This window comes from Bordetella petrii, assembly GCF_017356245.1.
In the GTDB taxonomy this organism is placed as follows: Bacteria; Pseudomonadota; Gammaproteobacteria; order Burkholderiales; family Burkholderiaceae_B; genus Bordetella_A; species Bordetella_A petrii_D.
On the sequence record NZ_JAFMZZ010000001.1, the window covers coordinates 175,787 to 200,104 of the forward strand.

Below are 24,318 nucleotides of genomic sequence, written 5' to 3' on the forward strand. Positions count from 1 at the left end.
AAGAAAATACATTTTAATCATTTTCATATATATAAAAGTGCGCTCCCCGGGGTCCTCCTCCGGGGTCCTCCTCAGAAGGGAATGCCGACTTTCAACGAGCCGCTGTTGCTCGATGCATGGCCCGAGAATTCGCCTTCGTACTGCAGGCGCACGTCTACCCCGCCATGGGTCGAGATCTGCAGGCCGGCCCCCACGCGCGCCACGGAATCGTCGATGGGCATCGAGGTCTGGAAGCCGCGGCTGCCGTCCGGCGCGCCGGCAAAGCGGGCCTGGGTCTTCCATTCGTCGTCGGTCAGGAAAGTGGCGCCGGCATAGGCATAGGGCCGCAGCGTCGCGCCATTGATCTCCACCCGGCCGCCGATTTCCAGCGTGGGCGAGAAGGCGAAGGTGAACTGGTCGCTGCCCTCGATCTTCAGGGCCAGGTCGCTGTCCCTTTCCTGATAGCCCGGCATGCGGGAATAAATGGCGTCGACGTCCATATAGGGCTTCAGGTAGAACGTGGGGAACGCGAAGGTGCGCGCCACCCGCAGCCGCGCCGCGCCGCTGTAGACGTCGGGGTCGCTGGAGGCGCTGCGGCCGAAGCCGGGCACGCCCACCTGCCGCTGGGTGTCATAGCTGCCGTAGCTGCCGCTCAGCCCCGCCGCCAGCAGCCAGGGGCCGATCTCGCGCTTCAGGGCCACGCCCAGGAAGCCGCTGTCGCCCTTGCTGGCGACGCGGCCGCCGTCGCTGCGCAGCGCATCGTTCTGGTAGGCCGCGGACACGCCCACGAACCAGTGCGGCGCCACTTCCTTCTGCGCGCCCACCTGGTAGGTGGTGCTGTCGTTCGAGAAGCCGGCGGCGTCGCCGTCGCGGTCCTGGCGCGTGTCGCGATGCGTGATCTGGCCCCAGACGCAATCGCTCTCGCCCGTCATCGCATCCGCGCCCTTGAACGTGGGGCAGCTCATCAGGCTGTTGCCGAAGCGCATCATGCCGGCCTGCATCTGCGTGGCGGGCGCCAGCATGACATCGGGCGACAGATTGGACAGCAGTTCCCGGTAGCTGTCCCCGCCCTGCACGGCGACCTGGTCCATGGCCGCGAACAGCTTGCCGAACCGGTCGGGCGCGCCGCCGTCCCAGATTTCCTGCAAGTGGCCGGCCAGCCCGGCCTGCCCGGAACTCAGCCCGAGCGAGGACGCGGTGAAGTCCGCGCCATCAACCGACAACTGGTAGTTCTGGCCGGCCCGCGTGAGCGAATAATCGAAGATCGGCGACTGCCGGGGCGCCAACTGGCCGGTGGCGTCGCCATCGACCGTCAGCACCGTCAGGCGGCGTCCGGGCAGCAGCGACAGGGCCGCGACATCGACCGTGCCGGCCAGCCGGGCATCGCCCTGCACGTGCAGCCGGTCGGCGTTGCGGCGCCCGAAGTCGGCATCCACCAGCAAGGTGCCCTGCGTCCCCTGGGTGAAATCGCCGGAGATCGCCGTGCTGTCGACGATGGCATTGCGGCCGACGATCAGCGTGCCGTCGTTGACCACGTTTGCGTCGTAGCGGCGGGCGCCCACCAGCACGCCGGCGCTGGCGGCCGGCACGGCCGTCTTGGCGGCGGCGCCGCCGGCGGCTGGCGCGGCAAGCGTGGCGGCGGCGCTGGTGATCTGGCCCATGTTGTTCACCGTGCCGGCCTGGTCGCTGTCCTGGGCGTGCAGCAGAATGTCGCCCGCGATGACGCCGTAGTTCTCCACGGTGACCGAACTGCCCGCGCCGACGCCGCGGGTGCCGTCATAGCGGATCGCCACGCCCGAGGCGGCCGAGACATGGGCGCCGGACTGCAGCCCGATCCAGTTGCTGTTGCCGCCCACCATCCAGATGCCCGCGCCCTGCCCGCCGCTGCCGCCGGCCACACTGCCATTGATCGTGACATCGATGCCGCCGTCGGCGGTGGGGCCCTGGCTCTGGGCGAATATCCCCACCGAATTACTGCCCGTGGCCGAGACCGTGCCGGTCTGGGTCAGGTGGATCATGCCGCTTTTTCCGGTGCGGCCGGTGCCGGCGGGGCCCGCGGATGCCGTCGACGAATCGCCGCGCAGTCCGCCGCCCCCGCCGATCGACTGCGCCAGGATGCCGAACGCGCCTTCGCCCTCGGTGACGATGTCGGCGTCGACGGCCAGCGTGATGGTGCTGCCATCGCCCCCGCCCGCGCCCGGGCCGCCGTCGGCCGCCGACGGCGCCACGCTCAGCGGCGCGATCGAAGGGTCGCCGGCGATCCCGCCGCCGCCGCCGATCGATTGCGCGACCACGCCATGCGAGCCGCGGCCCTGCGTGTAGATCTGCGAGCCATGGGCCAGTGTCACCGCCACTTCGCCGCCATGGCCCACCGCATCGCCCTGCCCGCCCAGCGTCACCTGCGACAGGCCGACGCCGGCGCCGGCCGCGGCAATGCCGCCGCCACCGCCGATGGATTGCGCCACCAGGCCAAAGGCCCGGTCGCCGGCCGTGCCGATGCGCAGGACAGCGTTATCGACCACGACCCTGTTCGCGTCGCCGTAATCGGTGCCGCCCACGAGTATGTCTCCGGCCACGCTGCCGCCATCGGCCGGCAGGCTCATCCCGGCCACGCCGCCGCCGCCGCCGATCGACTGCAGCACCACGCCATGGGCATCGGCGCCGCCGGTCACGATGGTCTTGGTGCCATACAGCCGAACCGTGCCGCCTGTCTGGGTATGGGACGAATCGGAAGACTGGGCGCCGCCCACGTTCGTCTTGATGCCTGTGCCGGAAGCCAGGGACACGCCCAGGCCGCCGCCCCCGCCGATGGATTGGGCCAGGACGCCGTACGCGCCGCTGCCGCTGGTGACGATGCCGGTGTCTTCGGCGCCGTCCAGCCGCACGGCGATATCGCCGCCGTAGCCGTTGCTGCCGGCGCCGCCTCCCACGTTAACGGCGCCGCTGGTGGGCGAAGACACATCGCCGGTATTCGAACCGACATAGCCCGCTCCGCCGCCGCCGCCGATGGATTGCGCCAGCACGCCCATGGCCCAGTCGCCGCCGGTGCTCACCGAGCCTGTCGCCGCGACCGACACGGCGTCCTGCTCTTTCAGCGGATTGCTGTTGCCGACCCCCTGCACCGATTCCGCGGTGTCGTCGGAATCATCGCCGTCGCCATCATCGCCCGCGGGCGCATCGCCGGGATCGCCGCCGATGTTCAGGTACAGCTCCGACTCGGTGGGCAGGGCGCCGCTGGGATCGCTGGAGTCGTCGCTGCCCAGCGCCTTCACCGCGGCCCCGGCCACGCCGCCGCCGCCACCGATCGACTGGGCCACCATGCCATGCGACACATCGCCCAGCGTGATGACGTTGCTGTTGTTCTGCAGCGAGACCACGCCGCCGTCGCCGCCATCGCCGTCGCGCCCGCCCAGATGCACGGTGAGCTGGGTCGTGGTGTGCTCGCCTTCGTTGAGGCCGTTTTCCCAGGGGTACAGCGCCTGCGCGCCGCCCATGCCGCCGCCGCCGCCGATCGACTGCGCCAGCAGGCCCGGCGAAAAATCGCCCTGGGTGCTGATCGAGAAATCGCCTTCGACCACGACATTGCCGCCATCGCCGCCGGCGCCGGCATTGCCGCCCAGTTCCAGGCCCACGGCAACGCTGACGGGCCGGATCGCGCCCCAGAACCGCTTGGGATTGGAAATGGTGTTGATGCCGCCCAGGCCGCCGCCGCCGCCGACCGATTGCGCGATCAGGCCGGCGGCCTGGTCGCCCGCGGTCGAGATATTGACGGCCGAACACGCCGCCTGGTAGCCGCAGGCCGTCACGGTTCCGCCGTTGCCGGCATCGCCGCCATGGCCGCCCAGCGACATCACCAGCGAGTAATCGAGTATGTATGAGTTGGCGCCGTAGTCGGCGGTGCCGCCGGCGCCGCCGCCGTTGCCCACGGATTGCAGCACAATGCCATGCGAGCCGTCGCCCAGCGTCTGCACGATATTGTTGCCGCTGGCCGCGAAATTGACCGCGCCGCCGTCGCTGGCGTTGCCGCCGGTGCCGCCCACGCCCGAGCCGATATTCATCGTGCCGCTGAAGATGGCGGACCCCATGTTGCCCAGGCCGCCCCCGCCGCCGATCGACTGCGCCAGGACGCCGTAGGCGGTGCCGCCCTGGGTCACGATGGAGGAACCGTCCAGCAGGTCGACATCCACCTGCCCGCCCAACCCGCCGCCGCCGCCGCTGCCGCCGATGGCCAGCACGCCGGTATACAGCGAGGTCTTGCCGTCGACCGAGGCCAGGCCTCCTTCGCCGCCGCCGCCCCCGATCGACTGCGCCACGATGCCGTCGGCATAGTCGCCCGCCGTGGTGATGTCGCCCTGGTTGGCGACAGTGACCAGATCGCCGTTGCCGCCCGCGCCGCCGGTGCCGCCGATGCCCACTGCCAGCCTGCCGCTGGTGTTGAACCGCAGCCGCCGCCCGTTGGTCCTGACGTGGTTGATCAAGGCCGAGACGTTGTTCAGGATCGAGTCGTAGCTGGCCCCGACCGAGCCGCCCATGCCGCCGCCGCCGCCGATCGATTGCGCCATGATGCCATCGCTGTTGCGGCCCAGCGTCGAGATGATGCCCGCGTTGTTCACGGTCGCGGCCGCGCCGTTGCCGCCGCCGGCGCCTTCCCGGCCGACCGCCACCGAAAGGGTGAACGACGGCAATTTCCCTTCGCCGGGCAGCAGGTTGCCGCCCACGGAAGCCACCGCCGACACCCCCTGCGATTCTCCGCCGCCGCCGCCCACCGATTGCGCGACGATCCCGCGCGCGCCCGATCCGGTGGTGACGATGTAGCTGCTTGCGTCCTGGGTAACGTTGACCAGGCCGCCGTCGCCGCCCACGGCGCCCTTGCCGCCGACCGCAGTCGATGCCGCCACGCTGGCGTATGTGCCGAAGGCATAGCTCGACGAGTACGCCGCCCCGCCCGATCCGCCGCCGCCGCCGATCGACTGCGCCAGCACGCCGGTCGCGTAGTCGCCCGCCGTGGAGATCGCGGTGTTCTTCATGGCCACATCGACCGCGGCGCCGTCGCCGCCCATGCAATGGCCGTCTGAACACTGGCCGCCGACCGAGGCCTGCAACTGCACGTTCACCGTGTCGGGAAAATCCACCGCCAGCGAATAGATCGAAGAGTCGCCGCCATTGCCGCCCCCGCCGCCGATCGACTGGGCGTGAATGCCGCGCGAATACTGGCCCTGGGTGGCCAGGACGGTGTTCGACAGATCGACATTGACGTTGCCGCCGTTGCCGCCCGCGCCGCCTTTGCCGCCGACGGTCAGGTTGATCGGAATGGATACGCCGACGCCCTCTACCGGTATGCCCAGAATGAAGTTGTCGACGATCGAATTGCCGCCCGTGCCCCCGCCGCCGCCGATCGACTGGGCAAGAATGGCGGTGGCGCCGTCGGCATCCTGGGAGTCGTCATCGTCGTCGTCATCGCCGGAATCGTCCTGGCTTGCGGTCAGGTCGACGCTGCCGGTGGTGGTGATCGAGCTGTTGTCCAGCGACACCTTGACCTCGCCGCCATCGCCGGCCACGCCGCCTTCGCCGCCCACGCTCATGTTCAAGTTGACTTCAATGCCGAGCGCGTCGGTGACCACGCCGCCGCCGGTGCCGCCGCCGCCGCCGATCGACTGCGCGTCCAGGCCGGTGGCCATGCCGCCGGCCGTCTGGATGTGCAGATTGGATCGATCGACCGTGACCAGGCCGCCCGAGCCGCTGCCGCCGCCGTCGCCGCCGATCTGGAAAGTCAGGTCGGCAATGCCGGCGCCGAACGCATAGCCGCCCGCCCCGCCGCCCTTGCCCACCGAGTGGGCCAGCAGGCCGACGGCGCCATAGCCGGTGGTGACGATGTTGGCCTCTTCGGTGCCCGACACGGTCACCGTGCCGCCGTCGCCGCCCCCCTCGCCCACGCCGCCCACGCCAATGCCGGCGACAATCGCCAGGTCGAAGGCATTGCCGCCATCGCCGCCGCCGCCGCCGATCGATTGCACCTGCGCGCCGTGCGCATATTCACCGGCCGTGGTGATGGTGCCGATGGAGGTGAGTTCGACTTCGCCGCCGTTGCCGCCGGCCTGGCCCTGCCCGCCCACGCTCAGGATGCCCGCGGTGCCGGCGGCGCTGCCGCCACCGCCGCCTATCGACTGGACCAGCAGGCCCTTGGCGGCGTCGCCCAGCGTCGAGATAGAGCCGTAGTTGGACGCCGACACTTTGCCGCCGTTGGATTCGTGCGCCGAATCGGCATTGCCGCCGATGGCGATGATGCCCCCCGCGCCGCCGGCCGCCCCGCCGCCGTCGGCGATCGACTGGGCCACGATGCCATGCGAGCCGTACCCGGCGGTGGTAATGGCGCCGCCGTTCGAGAGCTGCACTTCGCCGGGGGTGCCCCCCGCCTGGCCGTCGCCGCCCACCTCGAGCACCAGCCCGTCGGCCACGCCGCCCGCGCCCCCACCGCCCGAAATGGACTGGGCCACGATGCCGTATGCGTGCGCGCCCTGCGTGTCGATATCGGCGCTGCTGGCCACCTTGACGTTGCCGGCGTCGCCGCCGTTGCCGCCGTTGCCCGCGCCGCCGCCGATGATGCCGACGAACTCGCCGCCCGTGCCGCCGCCGCCGCCCAGCGACATGGCCACGATGCCGCTGGCGAAATCGCCGCTGGTGGTGATGCCGACATCCTTGTCGGCATCGACCTCGACTTCGCCGCCATCGCCGCCGAATCCGCCGCCGCCGGACTTGCCGGCCACGGCCGTGTTGTCGGCCCCGTCGCCGCCTTCGCCGCCGCGGCTGATGGCCGTCACGCCGCTGATCTTGTCGCCCGAGGTGGCGATGGTGTAAGACGACCCGCTGCGGTTCAGGGCCACGGTAACGGCGCCGGCATCGCCGCCGTCGCCGCCCGTATTGCCGTTCGGGCCCGTGCCGCCCTTGCCGCCCCGGCTGGAGGCATGGACCGCGGCGCCATGGTCGGCCTCGGCGCCCGTGACGTCGACCGAGATGCCGCTGTCGACATTGACGGTGACGGCGCCGGCGCCGCCGCCCTGTCCGCCGCGGTCGTCGTTGTCTTCGGAGTGGTAGCCGTGGGCGCCTTCGCTCTCGGCCATGATGCCGTAGATTTCCTGGCCGCTGGTCGCGGCATTGACGCGCACCTGCAGCTCGGCGCCCGCGCCGTGGTCGACTTCCACCGTTCCGCCCGCGCCGGCGTTGCCGTTGTAGCGGCCGCCGTACCCGCCGAAAGACCAGGCCCGGATGCCGCTGACCAGGTCGGCGGAGCTCTGTATGGGCGCCTGCGCGCCGATCTTGATCGAGCCGCTGTTCTGCACCTTGGCCAGCTGGCCCGCGCCGCCCGCGCCGCCGTGCTGGTTGTCGAACAACGCGCTGTTCTGCCGGCCGCCCTGGCCGCCGCCGCTCTGCGCCAGCACGCCCTCGAAATTCCGGACGATGGCGCCGTCCAGCTCGTACTGCGCCGAGCCCGACAAGAACAGCTTCACATCATTGCCATTGGCTCCGGCGCCGCCATTCGAGTCATTGTCGTCGTTGTCGTCCTGCTCGCCGTCGCCGCCCTGCGAAATGCCCGTGATAAAGGCGCGCGGCGTGGACGTCGCCACATTGCCATTGCTGTCTTCGGCGCCATTGACGGTCACCTGCATGGTGCCGCTGCTCCAGATGCTGACCGTTCCTGCGCCTCCGCCCTTGCCCGCGTCTTCGCCCTGCCCGCCGAACGTCTGGCCGTACAGCACCCCCCGGTAAGTGTCGAAGCCCGACGATACGGTGAAGGTCGCGCCGTCATCGTCAATAGAGACGCTGGGACCCGCGCCGGCATCGGTGGTGCCGTTGTCGTGCGGCGGGCTATAGCCCGCCTGCGACACGCCCTGGATGCTGGTGTAGGTTTCGCCCGGGCCGTAATCGCACTGCCACAGGCTGCCAGACTGGCTGCAGCCGGCCGCGGCCGGCCCGGCGCCGGCCAGCAGGCTGGTCGCCACCGACGAGATCAGGATGCGGCGTCGGTACGCCAGTTTGCGACGCGCTTTCATGCTACCGGCCATTTTTTTGCTCCGTTTTCCGGGCACACGCGCGCCACCCGCTCACGCCGCACCGCAACATTCAGACAAGTGCGATTAATACGCAAAACGGGGATAGCCGCAGCAGTTTTTCGACGAATCAGCGGTTTCTCTCGACGAAAATGCGGGCGCCGGTGTGACAGCCGCGCCACGCCCGCGGCCGGGGCGCCGCTTGCCGGGCACAGGCCTTGCTGCGCCCACGCACGCCGGCGGCATGGTGCCGCCTGATCTTGCCAGGAGCCCCCTATGCCGCTGACCGCCATAGGCATCAATTGCACGCTGAAAAGCTCGCCCGCCTCGTCGTCCTGCGACAAGCTGCTGGACCAGGTCGCCGCGGAACTGCAGCGCCTGGACATTGCCTGCGAACGGGTACGGGCCGTGGACCACGCCATTGCCCCGGGCGTGACCTCGGACGAGGGCCCCGGCGACGCCTGGCCCGAACTGCGCCGCCGCATTCTGGCGGCCGACATTCTGATCCTGGGCACGCCGATCTGGCTGGGCCATCCGTCCAGCGTGTGCCAGCGGGTGCTGGAACGCATGGACGCCTTTCTGGGGGAACTGGACGATGGCGGGCGCATGGCGCCCTATGGCCGCGTGGCCGGCGTCGCGGTGGTCGGCAATGAAGACGGCGCCCACCACGTCAGCGCCGAATTGTTCCAGGCCCTGAACGACGTGGGCTTCACGCTGCCCGCCGGCGCGGTGACCTACTGGGTGGGCGAGGCCATGCACAAGACCGACTTCCAGGACCTGCCCGCCACGCCCGAGAAAACCGCCCAGGCCACGCGCGAACTGGCCCTGAACTGCGCGCATATGGCGCAGCTGCTGAAGGCGTCGCCCTACCCGCCGCGCTGAGCCGCCGCCGACTCTTTGGCGCGGATCAGCGCCACCACCACATCGTTGACGGGCGTGGGCACGCCCTGCTCTTTGCCCAGCCGGACGATGGCGCCGTTGATGGCGTCGACCTCGCAGCGCCGCCCGGCCTGCAGGTCGAGCAGCATCGACGGCCGACCTGCCTTGACGCGGCATTCTTAATCTGGATATTATTTATCTTAATTAAAGACCGGACCTGTCCATGAAAATGAGCGAAGGGGTCGAATGGGCCCTGCACTGCTGCCTGACCCTGGCCTGGCTGGGCAAAGACGGCGGGTCGGTGCCCACCGCCCGCCTGGCCGCGGCTTTCGAACTGCCCCCGGCGTACCTGAACAAGTGCCTGCAGTTGCTGGTGAAGGCCGGCATCCTGGTGTCCACCGCGGGCGTCAAGGGCGGCTTCAGGCTGGCCCGCGCGCCGGCGCGCATCACTTTGCTGGATGTGGTGACGGCCATCGAAGGCCCTGACAGCGTCTTCCGCTGCGCCGAGATCCGCCAGCGCGGCGCGGGCGCCGCCGCTGCGCCCAGGGAATTCGCGCGCCCCTGCGGCATCGCCGTGGCCATGCGCCGCGCCGAAGCCGCCTGGCGCCGCGAACTGGCGGCCCAGACCGTGGCCGACCTGCTGGACGCCGCCCCGCCCTCGGCGTCGGAACGCCTGCGCTGCTGGCAATTGGCGCAAGCCCGCTGACCCCATCCGCCGGCCCTGGCCGGAGTCTTTGACGGAGATAATCTGGATGTTTCTTATCCAAAATACGCAAGCCCCCGCGGCGCGCGCCGGCGCGGCGTCCGGGCTGGGCCTGGGCGCCATCCTGGTGCTGGCGCTGGGCACGTTCGCGGTGGGCACCGATGCTTTCATCGTGGCCGCCTTCCTGCCCATGATGGCCGCCGACCTGGGGGTGACGCCGGCCGTGGCCGGCCATTCGGTCACGGCCTTCGCCCTGGCCTATGCGATCCTGGCGCCGCTGATCGCCACGCTGACCACCCGCGTGCCCCGGCGCACGCTGCTTTGCACGGCCCTGGCGCTGCTCGGCGTGGCCAACATCGGCTCGGCCCTGGCCATGTCGATGCCCTGGCTGATCGCCTCGCGCATCGCGGCCGCCGCCACCGCCGCCGCCTACACCCCCAACGCGGGCGCGGTAGCCGCCGCGCTGGTGCGGCCCGATTTCCGGGCCCGGGCGCTGGCCATCGTGATCGGCGGGCTGACCGTGGCCACCGCGCTGGGCGTGCCGCTGGGACGCGTGGCCAGCACGATGCTGAGCTGGCGCGCCGCGCTGTGGGCGGTGGGCGGCGTGGCGCTGCTGGCGGCCATTGGCGTGCGCGCCAGCCTGCCGCGCCTGGGCAGCGCGCCCGCCACGTCGCTGGCCGAACGCCTGCAGGTGCTGGCCCGGCCGGCCGTCCTGAAGGTGCTGCCCCTGACCGTACTGGGCATGGCGGCCGCCTACGTGCCTTATGCCTATACCGTGCAGGTGCTGCGGGCGCTGGGCACGCCCGAAGGCGCGGTCACCGGCATGCTGCTGGGCTACGGCCTGGGCGCGATGGCGGGCAACTATGTATCGGGCGCGGGCACCGACCGGCATGGCGCGCGGCGCGTGCTGCTGGCGGCCTACCTGGCCATGGCCGCGGCGCTGGGCGGGCTGGCCTGGCTGGCCGCGGCCGCGCAGCCCATGCCGCTGGCGGTGGCGGCATTGATGGCATTGTGGGGCGCCAGCAGCTGGGCGCAGAGCCCGCCGCAACAGCACCGCCTGATCAGCGGCGCGCCGCAGCACGGGGCGCTGGTGGTGGCGTTGAATGCATCGGCCATCTACTTCGGCATTGCGCTGGGCACGGCTATCGGCGGCTGCCTTGTCGACATCGGCGCGGCGGCGGTGCTGGTGTGCGGCCTGGCGCTGGCGCTGGCGTCGTGGGCCTATGCGCTGGCCACGTGCCGCGGGCGCTGATTGCGCGGCCACAACGCGGCCGGCGCGCAGGCTCGACGCGCACGCTGAATTGGGGCATGCTGGAATGCGCCCCGCGCAAGCCGCGCGCTGTCTCATTGCTCAACACCCCATGACCGACTCGCCCGCCTACCCCACCGCCACATCGATCGACGACTTCCGCCGCAATCTCGCGCAGGTGCGCGAACACATCGCCGCCGCCTGCCGCCGCGCCGGCCGCGACCCCGCCGCCGTCCGCCTGCTGCCGGTCAGCAAAACCGTCGACGCGGCCCGCATCCGGCTGGCCTATGCGGCCGGCTGCCGCGAGCTGGGCGAAAACAAAGTGCAAGAGGCGCACGCCAAATGGGAAGCCATGGCCGACCTGCCCGACCTGCGCTGGGCGGTCATCGGCCACCTGCAGACCAACAAAGCCAAGCTGGTGGCGCGGTTCGCCAGCGAATTCCAGGCACTGGACAGCCTGCGCGTGGCCGAGGCCCTCGACCGCCGCCTGCAGGCCGAAGGCCGCGCGCTCGATGTATTCGTGCAAATCAACACGTCCAACGAAGCCAGCAAATTCGGCCTGCCGCCCGACCAGGCGGCCGGCTTCGTGCGCGAGCTGCCGGCCTTTGCCAGCCTGCGCGTGCGCGGCCTGATGACCTTGGCGCTGTTCTCGCCCGACCCGGCCCTGGTGCGGCCCTGCTTCGTGCGGCTGCGCGAACTGCGCGACCGCCTGCGCCAGGATGCGCCGGCCGGCATCGCGCTCGACGAGCTTTCCATGGGCATGTCGGGCGACTACGCCCTGGCCATCGAAGAAGGCGCCACCACGGTGCGCGTGGGCCAGGCCATCTTCGGGGCGCGCGCCCTGCCCGACAGCCACTACTGGCCCGGCCTGGCGGCATCCGGCCCGCAATCATGAACGCCCCGAGCGCGCCGCGGCCGCTGCCCATCGACGTCATCTCGATCCAGTCGCAAGTGGTGTACGGGCACGTGGGCAACAACGCCGCCATGCCCACGCTGCGGGCCATGGGGCTGCGGGCGGCCGCGGTGCCCACGGTGCTGCTCAGCAACACGCCGCACTACCCCAGCCTGCACGGCGGCGCCATTCCGGCCGACTGGTTTGCCGGCTACCTGCGCGACCTGGTCGCGCGCGGTGTCGTGGCGCGCGCCCGCGCCATACTGGTGGGCTTCCTGGCCGACCCCAACCAGGCCGCCCTGCTGGGCGAATGGCTGGACCAGGCCCTGGCCGCCAACCCGGCCCTGCGCATCCACGTCGACCCGGTCATCGGCGATTTCGACCACGGCGTCTATACCGACCCGCGCCTGACCCAGGCCTGGCGCACCCAGCTGCTGCCGCGCGCGCATGGCCTGACGCCCAACCACTTCGAGCTCGAACAACTGGCCGGCGCCACGCTGCACACGCTGCAGGCCACCCACGATGCCGCCGCGCGGCTGCTGGGCGGCGGCACCGAGTGGGTGGTGGTCACCAGCGCGGCGCCGCAAAGCTGGCCGGCCGGCCAGATGCACGTGGCCGTGGTCACGCGCGCCCAGCAGCGCGTCATCAGCCACCCGGTCGTGCCATGCGCGACCAAGGGCGTCGGCGACCTGTTCGCCGCGCGCCTGGCCGGCCACCTGCTGGCGGGCGCCCCGCTCGAAAACGCCGTCGAGCAGGCCTGCCGCCACGTAGTGGCCATCCTGCGCGAGACTGCGCGGCTGGGCTGGGAAGAACTGGCCCTGCCGCCGGCGCCCGCATGACGGCGCGGGCAACGGATGGCCCGGCTGGCGGCATGCCTGCGGCCTGGCGGGCCCGCGTGGCGGGTTATGGCTGGACGCGCCAGGAAATCGGCCGGTCCGATGCCTCGGTATTCCGGCTGGCGGCACCGGGCCGGCCAGCCTTGTTCGTCAAGACCGAACCGCTCTGCGGCGGGCCGGCCGAGCTGCCCGGCGAAGCGCAGCGGCTGCGCTGGCTGGCCGCGCAGGGGCAGCCGTGCCCGCGGGTGCTGGAACTGGCCACGGCGCACGACTGCCATTGGCTGTTGATGACGGCCGTGCCAGGCCGCGACCTGGCTTGCTCGCCCGGGCTGCCGCCGGCGCGCATCATCGAACTTGCCGCCGCGGCATTGCGCGCACTTCATGGCCTGGATGCCGCCGTTTGCCCTTTCGACCACCGCGCCGCGCAACGCATCGGGCATGCGCGGCGGCGCATGCTGGCGGGCCTGGTGGACGAAGACGATTTCGATGACGAACGCTCGGGCCAAAGCGCTGCGCAGGTGTTCGCCACTCTGCAGCGCCAGCAGCCGCGGCACGAAGACCTGGTAGTCACCCACGGCGACGCGTGCCTGCCCAACCTGTTGGCCGACGATGGCCGCTTTGCCGGCTTTGTCGATTGCGGACGGCTGGGCGTGGCCGACCGCCACCAAGACCTGGCCCTGGCGGCCCGCAGCATTCAGTACAACCTGGGCACCGGCTGGGGGCAGGCATTTCTCGACGCCTATGGCGGCCTCATCGATCCAGCCCGGCTGGCGTTCTACCGCCTGCTCGACGAATTCTTCTGAAGCGCTGCGCGCTTGAACAGGCATCCGGCTCCCGCCAGGGCGCCAGGCGCCCATGGCACTGCCTTAGAAAGACGGCGTTTTGCCTGGGTATTGCCCAGGTGTCAGGCTCCGCCAGGTGCCTGACACCTGGTTCTAGCGCGGCATCATGCCCGCACGGCCCTGGCCCGGGATACTTTCAGGAACGAGGCCAGGGCCGGATTGTCGTCGCCCCGGCGCCATGCCACCGAGATTTCCTGGCCCAGGAAGCGGCTGCGGTCGGCCAGCGGCAGGTATTGCACCTTGGGATGCATGAGCGATGCCAGGTTGCTGGGCACCAGGGCCACCGACAGGCCGGCCGCCACCAGGCAGATGACGCCGCCCACCTGCGAGCATTCCTGCTCGATGTCCGGATAGAAGCCGGCTTCGGTGCAGGCTGAAATCAGCTGCGCGTGCGCCGCCGGCACTTTCTCGCGCGAGAAGGCCACGAACGATTCGCCGGCCAGCTGCTTCAGCGCGATGCTGCGCTTGCCCGCCAGGGCATGCGACTTGGGCAGCGCCACCATCAGCCGGTCGCGCTTGTACAGGTGGGTCTCGATCGGCGCGGCCTCTTGCGGCAAAGGGGTGCGCAGCAGGCCCAGGTCCAGGCCGCGGCCCTTGAGCTGCTCGAGCTGGTCTTTGGTGGTCATCTCGACCACGCGCAGCCGCACTTGCGGATAGCGGCGCCGGAAATGGCCGATGAGCTCGGGCATGAAACCGTAGCCGACACTGCCGATGAAACCCAGCGACAGCTGGCCGGTTTCGCCATTGCAGGCGTGCTGCGTGCGCTCGATGGCCACGCGCTCGTACTTCAGCCACTGATAAGCCTCTTCGAGGAAGATCCGGCCGGCGGGCGTGAGCGACACCGTGCGCTTGTTGCGCAGGAACAGCGGCGTGCCCACATGCGCTTCGAGCTTCTGGATGGCCTGGCTGAGCGGCGACTGCGCGATGCCCACGCGGGCCGCCGCGCGGCCGTAATGCAGTTCTTCGGCAACCGCGATGAATTGCCTGAGCAGGCGGCTGTTCAGCATAAGACTTTTTTTATCTTACAGAGTGCCAAATTATATGTTGGACGCGGATTTTTGCCGAAGCTAGACTTTTTCTGCCGTTGAAATTGTCTGCTTTTGGAACCTTGCATGGATCACTCATCTTCTCTGTCCGGGCAGGCCTGCCGGGCCATTAACGCCCTGCTCGGCGCGCAGTCGCCGTGGGACGAACCGGCCGGGCAGCGCCTGCGTTTTCATGGCGCCGCCCCGCAGTTTGATTCGCCGCACAAGCTGACGCTGGCCGCGGCCGGCGCCATCGGCGCCTACGCCCTGGCGACGGAACGCTGGTGGCAGCTGGCCACCGGCCAGCGCCAGCGCATCGCCATCGACTGGATGCAGGCGGCCAGCTCGCTGAACCCGGGCCACTTCCAGAAACAAAGCGGCTATGGGCTGCCGGCCCTGTCGCTGCTGACCGAACTGAAGGCCGATTTCTACCAGACCGCCGACGGGCGCTGGTTCTTCCCCATCGGCTCGTATCCGCACCTGCGCGATGGCGTGCTGGATTTGCTGCAATGCCCCAACAATGCCTCGGCCCTGGGCGCGGCCATCGGCCGCTGGAACAGCCTGGAACTGGAAGAGGCCTTCGCCGCGCACAAGCTGCCGGGCGCATTCGCGCGCTCGCAGCAGGAATGGCTGGCGCATCCGCAAGGCCGGCACCTGGCCGGGCTGCCCGCCATCGATATCCGCAAGATCGGCGACAGCGAGCCCGAGCCGGCCCAGGCCGGGCTGCGCCCGCTGGACCGCCTGCGTGTGCTGGACCTGGGCCATGTGATCGCCGGGCCGGTGGTAGCCCGCACACTGGCCGAGCATGGCGCGGACGTGCTGCGCATCACGCCGCCCATGCTGCAGGACCCTTTCCGCCAGACCATCGACACCAACATCGGCAAGCATTCGGCCTTCCTGGACCTGGACCGCGCCGTGGATGCGCAGCGCGCCCGCGAACTGATCGCCGGCGCCGACGTGGTGGTGCAGTCGTGGCGCCCCGGCAGCATGGCGCGGCGCGGCCTGGGCCCGCAGGACGCGGCGGCCATCCGCCCGGGTGTGGTGTACGTGTCGGTCACGGCCTACGGCGATGAAGGCCCATGGGCCGGCCGCGGCGGGTTCGAGCAGCTGGGCCAGACAGTCAGCGGCATTGCCGTGCGCGAAGGCGGCGCGGGCCGCCCCCGCGTGGTGCCCACCTACCTGCTCAATGATTACCTGACCGGCTACCTGGGCGCGGCCGGCGCCCTGCTGGCGCTGATCCGGCGCGCCCGCGAAGGCGGCAGCTACCACGTCAGGGTGTCGCTGGCTCGCACCTCGATGTGGGTGCAGGACCTGGGCCTGGAAACCGCTTTCGATGCCGATCCGCAGCGCCCGCGCCGCCATTTCGCCGAAGGCCTGGACCCCGTGCTGGAAACCCGCCAGTCGGCCTACGGCCCGCTGGAACAATTGCCGCCGGTTGCGCAGTTTTCGCGCACCCCGGCCCGCTGGGACTTGCCGCCCGCCCCCAACGGCGCGCATCCGCCAGCCTGGCATTCTTGTTGATCGACGCCCCAGGAGGAGACCCCATCATGATCAAAAAAACAACTTGCGCAGTCGCCCTGGCCGGGCTGGCCGCCGGCCTGCCGCCCGCGCACGCCGCCGAACCCTACCCCGGCAAGGCCATCACGCTGATCATCGGCTTCGCGCCGGGTGGCCCCACCGACGCCATCGGCCGGGTGCTGTTCAAGAAAGTGTCCGAAGAATTGAAGGTGCCCATCGTCATCGAGAACCGGCCGGGCGCCGGCGGCAATATCGGCGCGCAGGAACTGCTGCGCGCCAGGCCGGACGGCTACACGCTGATGTACGGCACCTCGTCGATCACCACCGCGCCCGCGCTGTTCGACCGCAAAGACCTGAATCCCAAGACGGCGTTCGTGGCGGCGGGCTGCTCGGTGGCGGTGCCGCTGATCCTGCTGACCTCCAAAAGCCTGACGGCGGCCAACGCGCAGGACTTCTACCGCCAGCTGAAGGCGCAGCCCGGCAAGTACTTCATGGGATCATCGGGCAACGGTTCGATCGACCACCTGGTGGCCATGGACATCGCGGCCAAGCTGGGCCTGAAGTTCCAGCACGTGCCGTATAAAGGCAACGGCCCGGCCCTGACCGACCTGGCCGGCGGCAACACCAGCTTCATGTATTCGGGCTCGTTCAACAGCGCCATGCCGTTCATCAAGAGCGGCCAGGTCAAGCCGCTGGCCGTCACCTCGCGCAACCGCTCGGAAGCCCTGCCCGATGTGCCGTCGCTGTCGGAAAGCGTGCCCAGCCTGCAAGGCTACGACGCCGGCACGTGGCAGGTGCTGCTGGCGCCCAAGGGCACGCCCGCGCCCATTCTGGAAAAGCTCAACACCGCCCTGCAGGCCGCCATGAAAGACGCCGCCGTGCTGGAAAGCCTGCGCTTCCAGGGCGCGGTGGTCATGGACAAGACGCCGGCGCAATGCCAGGACTTCATCGACAGCGAATACGACCGCTGGTCGTCCACCATCGACCGGCTGGGGCTGAAGGCGCAGTAGCCATGAACGCCGCGGGCGGCGGCTAGACGCCGCCGGCGGCGCACACGAAGGCGATCTTGTTGCCTTCGGGATCCCGGCAGTAGGCCGCGTAGAAATCCGGCGCATACCGCGTGCGCAGGCCGGGCGCGCCCTCGTCGGATCCGCCCGCGCCGAGCGCCAGCGCCCAGCAACGGTCGACCATGCCGCAAGACGGAGCCTGGAAGCTGACCTGCGCGCCATTGCCCCAGGTTGCCGGCAGGCCGTTATAGGGCGGCGCCACCACAAACGACGGCCAGCGCAGGCGCGGCGGCCGCCAGATCACGCCAGCCGGCCCGGCGGTCTCGATGTCGTTCGAGCGCCGCAGGCCGAGCGGGGCCAGCACCGTATCATAGAAGGCCACCAGGCGCGGCCAGTCGCGCGCGCCGATCTGGATGTGGGTGTACATGGGCGGGCTGCCGCGGCCAGGGCCAGGGCGCGCAGGGCCTACGCCGGCTGGCTGCGCGCCTGCCCGATCAGCTTGTCGGCCTGCCCGCGCATGTTGTCTTCCACTTCGCGCAATGCCTGCCATTCCGAGAACTTGTCGGGTTCGAGCACATTGTTGGCTTCGTAGAAATCCATCACCGCGGTATGGGCTTCATGCCACAAACGCATGGCGGCTTGCACATCGTTGATGTCGGTCATGGCGTTGCTCCTGGGCAAGACAACGAGCCGCCCCCTCGCAAATACCATTCCCACCCCGATGCGCGGCCACGCCGGCCGCGGCCTGGCTTTATAAAAACCCTACGGCCAAGCAGACAGATATTGCCAATGTCAATTCCGCCCTGATAAGATTGCCACTCGGGTATTCACCTACCCGTCACTTCCACTTTCTCTTCACTCAACCACCAGGGAGGCGTTCGATGTCCGTAGTCCGCACCGCATTCCCCAGCGTGGCCCCGCGACACTATTAAGTCGTCGCAGGCGCTGGGTCGCCCGCCAATCGTTTCTGGCACGTAAGCACACGCTTGCGGCAGGCCCTCGCCCGTTCTACAGGTAGTTCTGATTGCATACCGGCTGACCCGCCGGCGTGCCGGATTGTCCGTTTCCTAATGCTCCCGAATGAAGTCCCGGCGCAGACCGCCGCACCGGGCCATGATAAATGGCTAGAAAAAAAATTGACTTTCGCGGACAGGCCTTCAAGGATGTCTTGAGCTTTACTTTCCGATACTGGCGTGCACAGCCCTGGCGCATCGCGTCGATCGTGGCGCTGGTGCTGCTGTCGGCCGGCGCCGATGTCCTGACGCCGCTGTTCGTGGGCCGCCTGATCGATGCAGTATCCGCCGGCGTGATCGACGGCACGGCCGGGCGCGCGTTCTGGACACTGGCGGCGCTGGGCCTGGCCAGCACCGCGCTGATGCTGCTGGTGTACTACAGCATGATCACCCTGACGCTCAAGATGATGAGCGCGATTTCCGCACGCGCCTTCCACCATGTGCAACACCTGTCGACAGACTGGCATGCCAACAATTTCGCAGGCGCGACGGTGCGCAAGATCACGCGCGGGATGTGGGCCCTGAGCCTGCTCAACGACACCCTGCTGGTGGCGCTGCTGCCTTCGGTAGCCATGCTGGCGGGCGCGACCCTGGTACTAGGCGTGCATTGGCCGATGATGGGCGCGGTGGTCGGCGTGGGCTCGCTGGTGTATGTATTGATCACCGCGGGCCTGTCGCTGGGCTTCGTGGCACCGGCCGCACGGCTGGGCAACGCCTGGGACACCCGCCTGATGGGCGATCTGGCCGATGCCCTCAACTGCAACCCCGTGGTCAAGGCTTTCGGCGCCGAGCAGCGCGAAGAAGTCCAGTTGGCCTGGACACTGGACAAGTGGCGCCGCCGCACCCGGCGCAGCTGGACACGCGGCTCGGTCAATGGCGGCGTGCAGGGCGTGATGCTGGCGATCATGCTGGTCGCCATCCTGGGCTCGGCGCTGTGGCTGTGGAGCCGCGGCCGGGCCAGCGTGGGCGACATCACATTCTCGCTGTCGATGTTCTTCATTCTGCAGGGCTATTTGCGCAGCATCGGCTTGCACATCCGCAATCTGCAACGCTCGGTCAACGACATGGAAGAACTCGTGTCGCTGCACGCCCAGCGGCTGGACGTACAAGACCGGCCTGGCGCGGGCCCCATCACCGTGAGCCGCGGCGAGATCTGCTTCGAGCACGTGACCTTGCGCTACGGCGCGCACCTGACGCCCTTGTTCGACGATTTCTCGGTGCGCATCGCGCCGGGCGAGCGCGTAGGGCTGGTGGGGCATTCGGGCTCGGGCAAGACAACCTTCATCAAGCTCATCCAGCGCCTGTACGATATCAATGGCGGCCGCATCACCATCGACGGCCAGGATATCTCGGCGGTCCAGCAGGCTTCGCTGCGCAGCCAGATTGCGATTGTGCAGCAAGAGCCTATTTTGTTTCATCGCACGCTGGCCGAGAATATCGCCTACGCCCGGCCGGGCGCCAGCCGTGCCCACGTCATGCAGGCGGCGCGCCTGGCCAGCGCCCACGACTTCATCATGGCCTTGCCCAATGGCTATGAAACGCTGGTGGGCGAACGCGGCGTGAAGCTGTCCGGCGGCGAACGCCAGCGCGTCGCCATCGCGCGCGCTTTCCTGGCCAACGCACCCATTCTGATTCTGGACGAAGCCACCGCCAGCCTGGACAGCGAGAGCGAAGCCCTGGTCCAAGAGGCCATGGAACGCCTGATGGCCGGCCGCACGACACTGGTGGTGGCGCACCGCCTGTCGACCGTGCGCACCATGGACCGCCTGCTGGTGCTCGACAAGGGCCGCATCGCCGAAGAAGGCAGCCACGCCATCCTGGTGCGGCGCGCGGGCGGGCTGTACCGCCGCCTGCTCGAACGCCAGGCGCTGGATCTGGCGCAGGGGCTGGAGGACCTGCCCGAGGCGGCGCCGCGCCCCGCGCAGCACCCGCCTCCCGAGCCGGTGCGCGTGATGGCGCCGCCTTGAGGCAGGCCCGCGCCCACTGACAGTTTCTGACAGCATGCATCTTTACGATGCGTCTGCTGGCGCGACTCGCAACGCGCCCGCTGGCGCCATCGCCACCGCGGAGCATTCCATGACCGATCCCAACCTGATCATCCTGTATGTCGACAGCCCGGACCGCAGCGCCCGGTTCTATACCGAACTGCTGCACAAGCAGCCGGTGCACGCCACCCCCAGCTTCGCCAAGTTCAAGCTGGATTCCGGCCTGATGCTGGGCCTGTGGGCCCGGCAGACCGTCACGCCGCGAGCGATCTCGGCCGGGCGCGGCGGCGAGCTGGCCATCCCGGTGGCCAACCGCGAGGCCGTGCGCGCGCTGCATGCCGACTGGACCGAGCGCGGCATCCCCATCGCGCAGCAGCCCACCGACCTGGACATCGGCCACACGTTCGTGGGGCTCGACCCCGATGGCCACCGGCTGCGCGTGTTCGCCCGCAAGCAGGATTGACCCGACGCCGCCCTGTCACACGGGGCGGCTACAATGCCGTGCCTGCCGCCCGCGGGCGCCAAACCCGCGGGCCGATTTCAACCCCGCATGATTCATTCCCCATGACTTCCGCTGTTTCCGGGCCCCGTTCGCCCGGCCTGGTGCTGTTCGCGCTGGCCATCGGCGCCTTCGCCATCGGCACCACCGAATTCGCCACCATGAGCCTGCTGCCGTATTTCGCGCACAGCCTCGCCATCGATGCCCCCACCGCCGGCCACGTGATCAGCGCCTATGCGCTGGGCGTGGTGGTGGGCGCTCCGCTGATCACCGTAGCGGCCGCCCGCCTGCCGCGCCGCGCGCTGCTCATTCTGCTGATGACGCTGTTCGCGCTGTTCAACGGCCTGTGCGCCTTCGCGCCCAGCTACGAATGGCTGATGGCGCTGCGCTTTCTCAGCGGCCTGCCGCACGGCGCCTATTTCGGCATCGCCTCGCTGGTGGCCGTGTCGCTGGTGCCCGAGCAGCGCCGCACCCAGGCGGTGGGCCGCATGTTCCTGGGCCTGACGGTGGCCACCATCGTCGGCGTGCCGCTGGCCAACTGGCTGGGGCATGCGGTGGGCTGGCGCTGGGGCTTCGCCCTGGTGGCCGCGGCCGGCCTGCTCACGGTGGCGCTGGTGGCCATGTTCGCGCCCGCCACGCCGGCCGACCCGCACGCCAGCCCGCTGCGCGAGCTGGGCGCACTGCGGCGCGCGCAGGTGTGGATCACGCTGGGCATCGGCGCCATCGGCTTCGGCGGCCTGTTCGCCGTGTATACCTACCTGGCTGACATCCTGCTCACGGTCACCGGGGCGGCGCCCGGCACGGTGCCGCTGGTGCTGGGCGTGTTCGGCGCCGGCATGACGCTGGGCAACCTGGTCATTCCCAGGTTCGCCGACCGCGCCCTGATGCCCACCGCCGGCGGGGTGCTGCTGTTCAGCGCCGCCGCCCTGGCGCTGTTCACTTTCAGCATCGGCAATATCTGGACCATCACCGCGGCGGTGTTCCTGGTCGGCATGGGCGGGGCGCTGGGCACCGTGCTGCAGACGCGCCTGATGGACGTGGCCGACGATGCGCAGGGCCTGGCGGCCGCGCTGAACCATTCCGCGTTCAATACCGCCAATGCGCTGGGGCCCTGGCTGGGCGGCCTGGCGCTGGCCCACGGCCACGGCTGGCGCTCGCCGGGCTGGGTGGGGGCCCTGCTGGCGCTGGGCGGATTCATGCTGTGGCTGGTGTCGGTCTCGCTGGACAAGCAGCGCCGCGCCCTGGGCCAGGCAACTTAAAACATTGCAAAGGCACGCCGCGCCGGCCGCAAAAACCTAGGCAAAACCGGCGCCATTACCTATGATCGGGAAACCCTGGCGGGCGGCGCGCCGCCCCAGGGCGATTTCGTTCCGCCCATCGCTTCAATCCAAGGAGTCCCATCATGGCAGGTTGGTTTGAACTGAAAAAAGCAAGCAACGGACAATTCCACTTTGCCCTGAAAGCCGGCAATGCGGAAACCATCCTGACTAGCGAGATGTACACCGCCAAGGCCTCGGCCGAGAACGGTATCGCCTCGGTGCAGAAAAACAGCGGCGACGCGTCGCGCTACAACTCGGCCACGGCCTCGAACGGCAAGTTCTACTTCACGCTGCGGGCCGCCAACAACCAGGTCATCGGCAACAGCCAGATGTACGGCACCGAAGCCGCGCGCAATGCCGGCATCGAATCCGTCAAGCAGAACGGCGCCACCCAGGACATTCGCGACAACAGCTGAATGCCGGCGGGCAGCGGCGGCTGCCCGCGCAACCGCTACAGGAAAGACTTGCCCTGCTCCAGCACCTGGTCGCAGGCCTTGCGGGTGATTTCTTCTTTCAGGCCGCCGCCGCTCAGGTCGACCGACTTGCCGTCGCCGCCCTTCAATATGCCCTGCACGCCGTCCGTGTAACCCGGGTCGGACTGGGCCTGGCCCGATCCGCCCGATATCTTGCCCATCAGCTGGTCTTTGACCGACTGGGCATCGCCGCCGCTCAGGTAGTTGTTCTTCATGCAGAATTCCAGCACGCCGGCCGCGTTGCCGGCGCTGCCCGCGCTGAGCGACGACAGCGGCAGCCCGCCGCCCAGGCCCTGCGCGGCGCTGCCGGCCGCGCCGGCGGCGCCGCCCTGTTGCGCGCCGCCCATCTGCCCCTTGACCGCATCGAGCAGCTGCGCCTGCGCGCCCGCCGCAATGCATTGCGCCGCGACGACGGCGGCCGCGCCGATGATATGCCGGTGATCGAATTTCATTGCGTGCTCCCGAGGCTGAGAAAACCGCAATCATCCTAGCGGGCCGGCCGGCTTTCCGATGCGACAAATTATGTGAGCCGCGCCCACGCCGCCCAGGCGGCGTAGCACCTGGATTCGCATTGTCACCAGCGCTTTAAGGATTGGATGGACGGCGGTTGCACTGCCTCAACGCTGCGGTGTGCGGCGGTTCGTATTCAACCATCGCAGTCCCGCGGCGTCCGGGCAAGTGGTGTCGGCGCGTTGGGCGGCGGGGCAGCCTGCGCAGCAGGCCGAGGGCGCCTGGTTGCGCCCGAGCCCGACGCACGTGCGCCGACACCACTTGCCCGGACGCCGCGGGACGGGGCTAGAACGTAATGCCCCCAAGCGCAATATCCACAGGTGCATGAAGCAATAACCAGGAAATCACAGGATCCGGAGCCTTAAGGTAGCGCCATGGGTGTCACACACCTGACCCAGCCTCACCCGGCGCACTGCGCCCGCAGCGCATCCAGGTCGGGCTCGACGCCGATGCCCGGCGCCCGGCCCAGGCTTGCCACGCCCTCTTCCAGCTGCTGCAGCGGCGCGCTGAGCAGGGTGCGCAGCGGGTTGTCGTTGGCATCGATCTCGAGCAGGCCGCCATGCTGCATGCCGTCGACCGCGGCCAGCAAATGGGCCGAGGCCATCAGGCCGACCCCGGCGCCCAGGTAGTGCGGGCAATAGCGCAGGCCGGCCTCGCGCACCGCGCGTATCACCGGCAGGCAGCCCGAAATGCCGCCCCACTTGGCCAGGTCGGGCTGCACCACCTGCAGACAGCCCGCCTCGATGACCGTGCGGAAGGCCTCGGCGCCCAGGCAGTTTTCGCCGGCGGCCAGCGGCACCGGCGACTGGCGCGCCAGGGCCTGCCAGTGGGCCAGCGGCTGGTCGGCGCGCATGGGCTCTTCCAGCCAGGCGATGTCCAGCTCGCCCATGGCGGCGGCCATGCTGGCCGCGTCGGCCGGGTTCCAGCCCTGGTTGGCGTCGGCCATCAGCGGCACGCCGGGCCCCAGCAGCTGGCGCACCTGCCGCAGGTTGCGCAGGTCGCGCTCGCGGCCGAAGCCCAGCTTCAGCTTGAAGGCGCGGTAGCCTTCGCCGTGCTTGCGCCGCACCACTTGTTCGGGGTCGTCCGGGTTGATGCCGCTGGCATACACCGCGACCCGGTCGCTGGCGCCGCCCAGGTACGACCACAGCGGCTGGCCCGCGCGGCGGGCGCACAAGTCCCACAGCGCCAGGTCGACGCCGGCGATGGCCTGCGCCATGGGCCCGGGCTCGCCGGCCTGCAGCGCCAGCACTTCGGTGGCCGCGGTGAGATGGGCCCAGGCCGCCGCGGGCCCGTCGTAGGCGCGCCCCAGCAGCAGCGGCCGCAACACGGTCTGCACCAGGCGCGCGCGGTGCTCGGCCCCGCAGGCCGGGAAGTTGCACCAGACCTCGCCCCAGCCGTGCGCGCCGTCGCGGTCCTGCACCCGCACGAACACCGCCGGGCGGTCGTGCATCACGCCGAACGAGGTGCGCACCGGACGCTCGACCGGATAGCGCAGCACGTGCACGCTGAGGTCGGCGGGGTACACGCTGCTGGCATCGCCCATG

18 protein-coding genes and 1 pseudogene are annotated in these 24,318 nt (G+C 69.8%); 12 read left to right on the top strand and 7 right to left on the bottom strand.

What is annotated here, in order from left to right:
- Positions 1–71: 71 nt before the first annotated feature.
- Positions 72–8,027: an autotransporter outer membrane beta-barrel domain-containing protein gene (locus J2P76_RS23720; RefSeq protein ID WP_207403839.1), complete on the bottom strand. Its 7,956-nt coding sequence runs from the start codon at positions 8,025–8,027 to the stop codon at positions 72–74.
- Between the two features lie 273 nt (positions 8,028–8,300).
- Here J2P76_RS23720 and J2P76_RS00900 point away from each other — a divergent pair, with 273 nt between their 5' ends.
- A complete protein-coding gene (locus tag J2P76_RS00900) occupies positions 8,301–8,906 on the top strand; it encodes a flavodoxin family protein (RefSeq protein ID WP_207403840.1) in 606 nt (201 codons plus the stop codon).
- Here J2P76_RS00900 and J2P76_RS00905 read toward each other — a convergent pair.
- Positions 8,891–9,055 (bottom strand): annotated as a pseudogene (locus J2P76_RS00905) (ketopantoate reductase family protein); the annotation flags it as partial. The gene J2P76_RS00900 and the pseudogene J2P76_RS00905 overlap by 16 nt on opposite strands.
- Before the next feature lie 71 nt (positions 9,056–9,126).
- Between J2P76_RS00905 and J2P76_RS00910 the strand changes: the two are divergent.
- The 5 genes from J2P76_RS00910 (at position 9,127) to J2P76_RS00930 (ending at position 13,386) form a co-directional block, all read left to right on the top strand.
- Positions 9,127–9,609 (top strand): RrF2 family transcriptional regulator, encoded by a 483-nt coding sequence (locus tag J2P76_RS00910; protein WP_207403842.1) that lies wholly within the window; start codon positions 9,127–9,129, stop codon positions 9,607–9,609.
- Positions 9,610–9,655: 46 nt separating this feature from the next.
- Positions 9,656–10,858, top strand: a complete 1,203-nt coding sequence (locus J2P76_RS00915) for an MFS transporter (protein WP_207403843.1) — start codon at positions 9,656–9,658, stop codon at positions 10,856–10,858.
- A 109-nt stretch (positions 10,859–10,967) separates the two neighbouring features.
- Positions 10,968–11,750 (top strand): YggS family pyridoxal phosphate-dependent enzyme, encoded by a 783-nt coding sequence (locus J2P76_RS00920; protein WP_207403844.1) that lies wholly within the window; start codon positions 10,968–10,970, stop codon positions 11,748–11,750.
- Positions 11,747–12,586, top strand: coding sequence for a pyridoxine/pyridoxal/pyridoxamine kinase (gene pdxK / locus J2P76_RS00925; RefSeq protein WP_207403847.1), 840 nt, complete (start codon positions 11,747–11,749; stop codon positions 12,584–12,586). Before J2P76_RS00920 ends, pdxK begins: the two co-directional genes overlap by 4 nt.
- Complete coding sequence (locus J2P76_RS00930) at positions 12,583–13,386, top strand: APH(3')-II family aminoglycoside O-phosphotransferase (protein ID WP_207403849.1); 804 nt, start codon at positions 12,583–12,585, stop codon at positions 13,384–13,386. Before pdxK ends, J2P76_RS00930 begins: the two co-directional genes overlap by 4 nt.
- 143 nt (positions 13,387–13,529) lie before the next feature.
- On the opposite strand, the gene J2P76_RS00935 is transcribed toward J2P76_RS00930, so the two are convergent.
- Complete coding sequence (locus J2P76_RS00935) at positions 13,530–14,432, bottom strand: LysR family transcriptional regulator (RefSeq protein ID WP_207403851.1); 903 nt, start codon at positions 14,430–14,432, stop codon at positions 13,530–13,532.
- A gap of 105 nt (positions 14,433–14,537) precedes the next feature.
- Between J2P76_RS00935 and J2P76_RS00940 the strand changes: the two genes are divergently transcribed.
- On the top strand, positions 14,538–15,971 hold the full coding sequence (locus tag J2P76_RS00940; RefSeq protein ID WP_207403853.1) for a CoA transferase: 1,434 nt from the start codon (positions 14,538–14,540) through the stop codon (positions 15,969–15,971).
- Positions 15,972–15,997: 26 nt separating this feature from the next.
- Complete coding sequence (locus J2P76_RS00945) at positions 15,998–16,978, top strand: Bug family tripartite tricarboxylate transporter substrate binding protein (protein WP_207403855.1); 981 nt, start codon at positions 15,998–16,000, stop codon at positions 16,976–16,978.
- A 22-nt stretch (positions 16,979–17,000) separates the two neighbouring features.
- Here J2P76_RS00945 and J2P76_RS00950 read toward each other — a convergent pair whose 3' ends face one another.
- Together J2P76_RS00950 and J2P76_RS00955 are read right to left on the bottom strand one after the other, a co-directional pair.
- A complete protein-coding gene (locus tag J2P76_RS00950; RefSeq protein WP_207403857.1) occupies positions 17,001–17,402 on the bottom strand; it encodes a VOC family protein in 402 nt (133 codons plus the stop codon).
- Between the two features lie 38 nt (positions 17,403–17,440).
- Positions 17,441–17,638, bottom strand: coding sequence for a hypothetical protein (locus J2P76_RS00955; RefSeq protein WP_207403858.1), 198 nt, complete (start codon positions 17,636–17,638; stop codon positions 17,441–17,443).
- Between the two features lie 457 nt (positions 17,639–18,095).
- Between J2P76_RS00955 and J2P76_RS00960 the strand changes: the two genes are divergently transcribed.
- The 4 genes from J2P76_RS00960 to J2P76_RS00975 all read left to right on the top strand — a co-directional run bounded on the left by J2P76_RS00960 (position 18,096) and on the right by J2P76_RS00975 (position 22,207).
- Entirely contained in the window at positions 18,096–19,955 is a 1,860-nt protein-coding gene (locus J2P76_RS00960; protein WP_207403860.1) for an ABC transporter ATP-binding protein, read from the top strand.
- A gap of 109 nt (positions 19,956–20,064) precedes the next feature.
- On the top strand, positions 20,065–20,436 hold the full coding sequence (locus J2P76_RS00965) for a VOC family protein (RefSeq protein WP_207403862.1): 372 nt from the start codon (positions 20,065–20,067) through the stop codon (positions 20,434–20,436).
- 101 nt (positions 20,437–20,537) lie between these two features.
- Positions 20,538–21,731 (top strand): MFS transporter, encoded by a 1,194-nt coding sequence (locus J2P76_RS00970; protein ID WP_207403864.1) that lies wholly within the window; start codon positions 20,538–20,540, stop codon positions 21,729–21,731.
- Positions 21,732–21,874: 143 nt separating this feature from the next.
- Positions 21,875–22,207: a YegP family protein gene (locus J2P76_RS00975; protein WP_207403866.1), complete on the top strand. Its 333-nt coding sequence runs from the start codon at positions 21,875–21,877 to the stop codon at positions 22,205–22,207.
- A 35-nt stretch (positions 22,208–22,242) separates the two neighbouring features.
- Here the strand turns inward: J2P76_RS00975 and J2P76_RS00980 are convergent, their stop codons facing one another.
- Both J2P76_RS00980 and J2P76_RS00985 read right to left on the bottom strand, forming a co-directional pair.
- Positions 22,243–22,716, bottom strand: a complete 474-nt coding sequence (locus J2P76_RS00980) for a DUF2501 domain-containing protein (RefSeq protein WP_207403868.1) — start codon at positions 22,714–22,716, stop codon at positions 22,243–22,245.
- Between the two features lie 458 nt (positions 22,717–23,174).
- Complete coding sequence (locus J2P76_RS00985) at positions 23,175–24,317, bottom strand: mandelate racemase/muconate lactonizing enzyme family protein (RefSeq protein ID WP_207403870.1); 1,143 nt, start codon at positions 24,315–24,317, stop codon at positions 23,175–23,177.
- Position 24,318 lies beyond the last annotated feature (1 nt).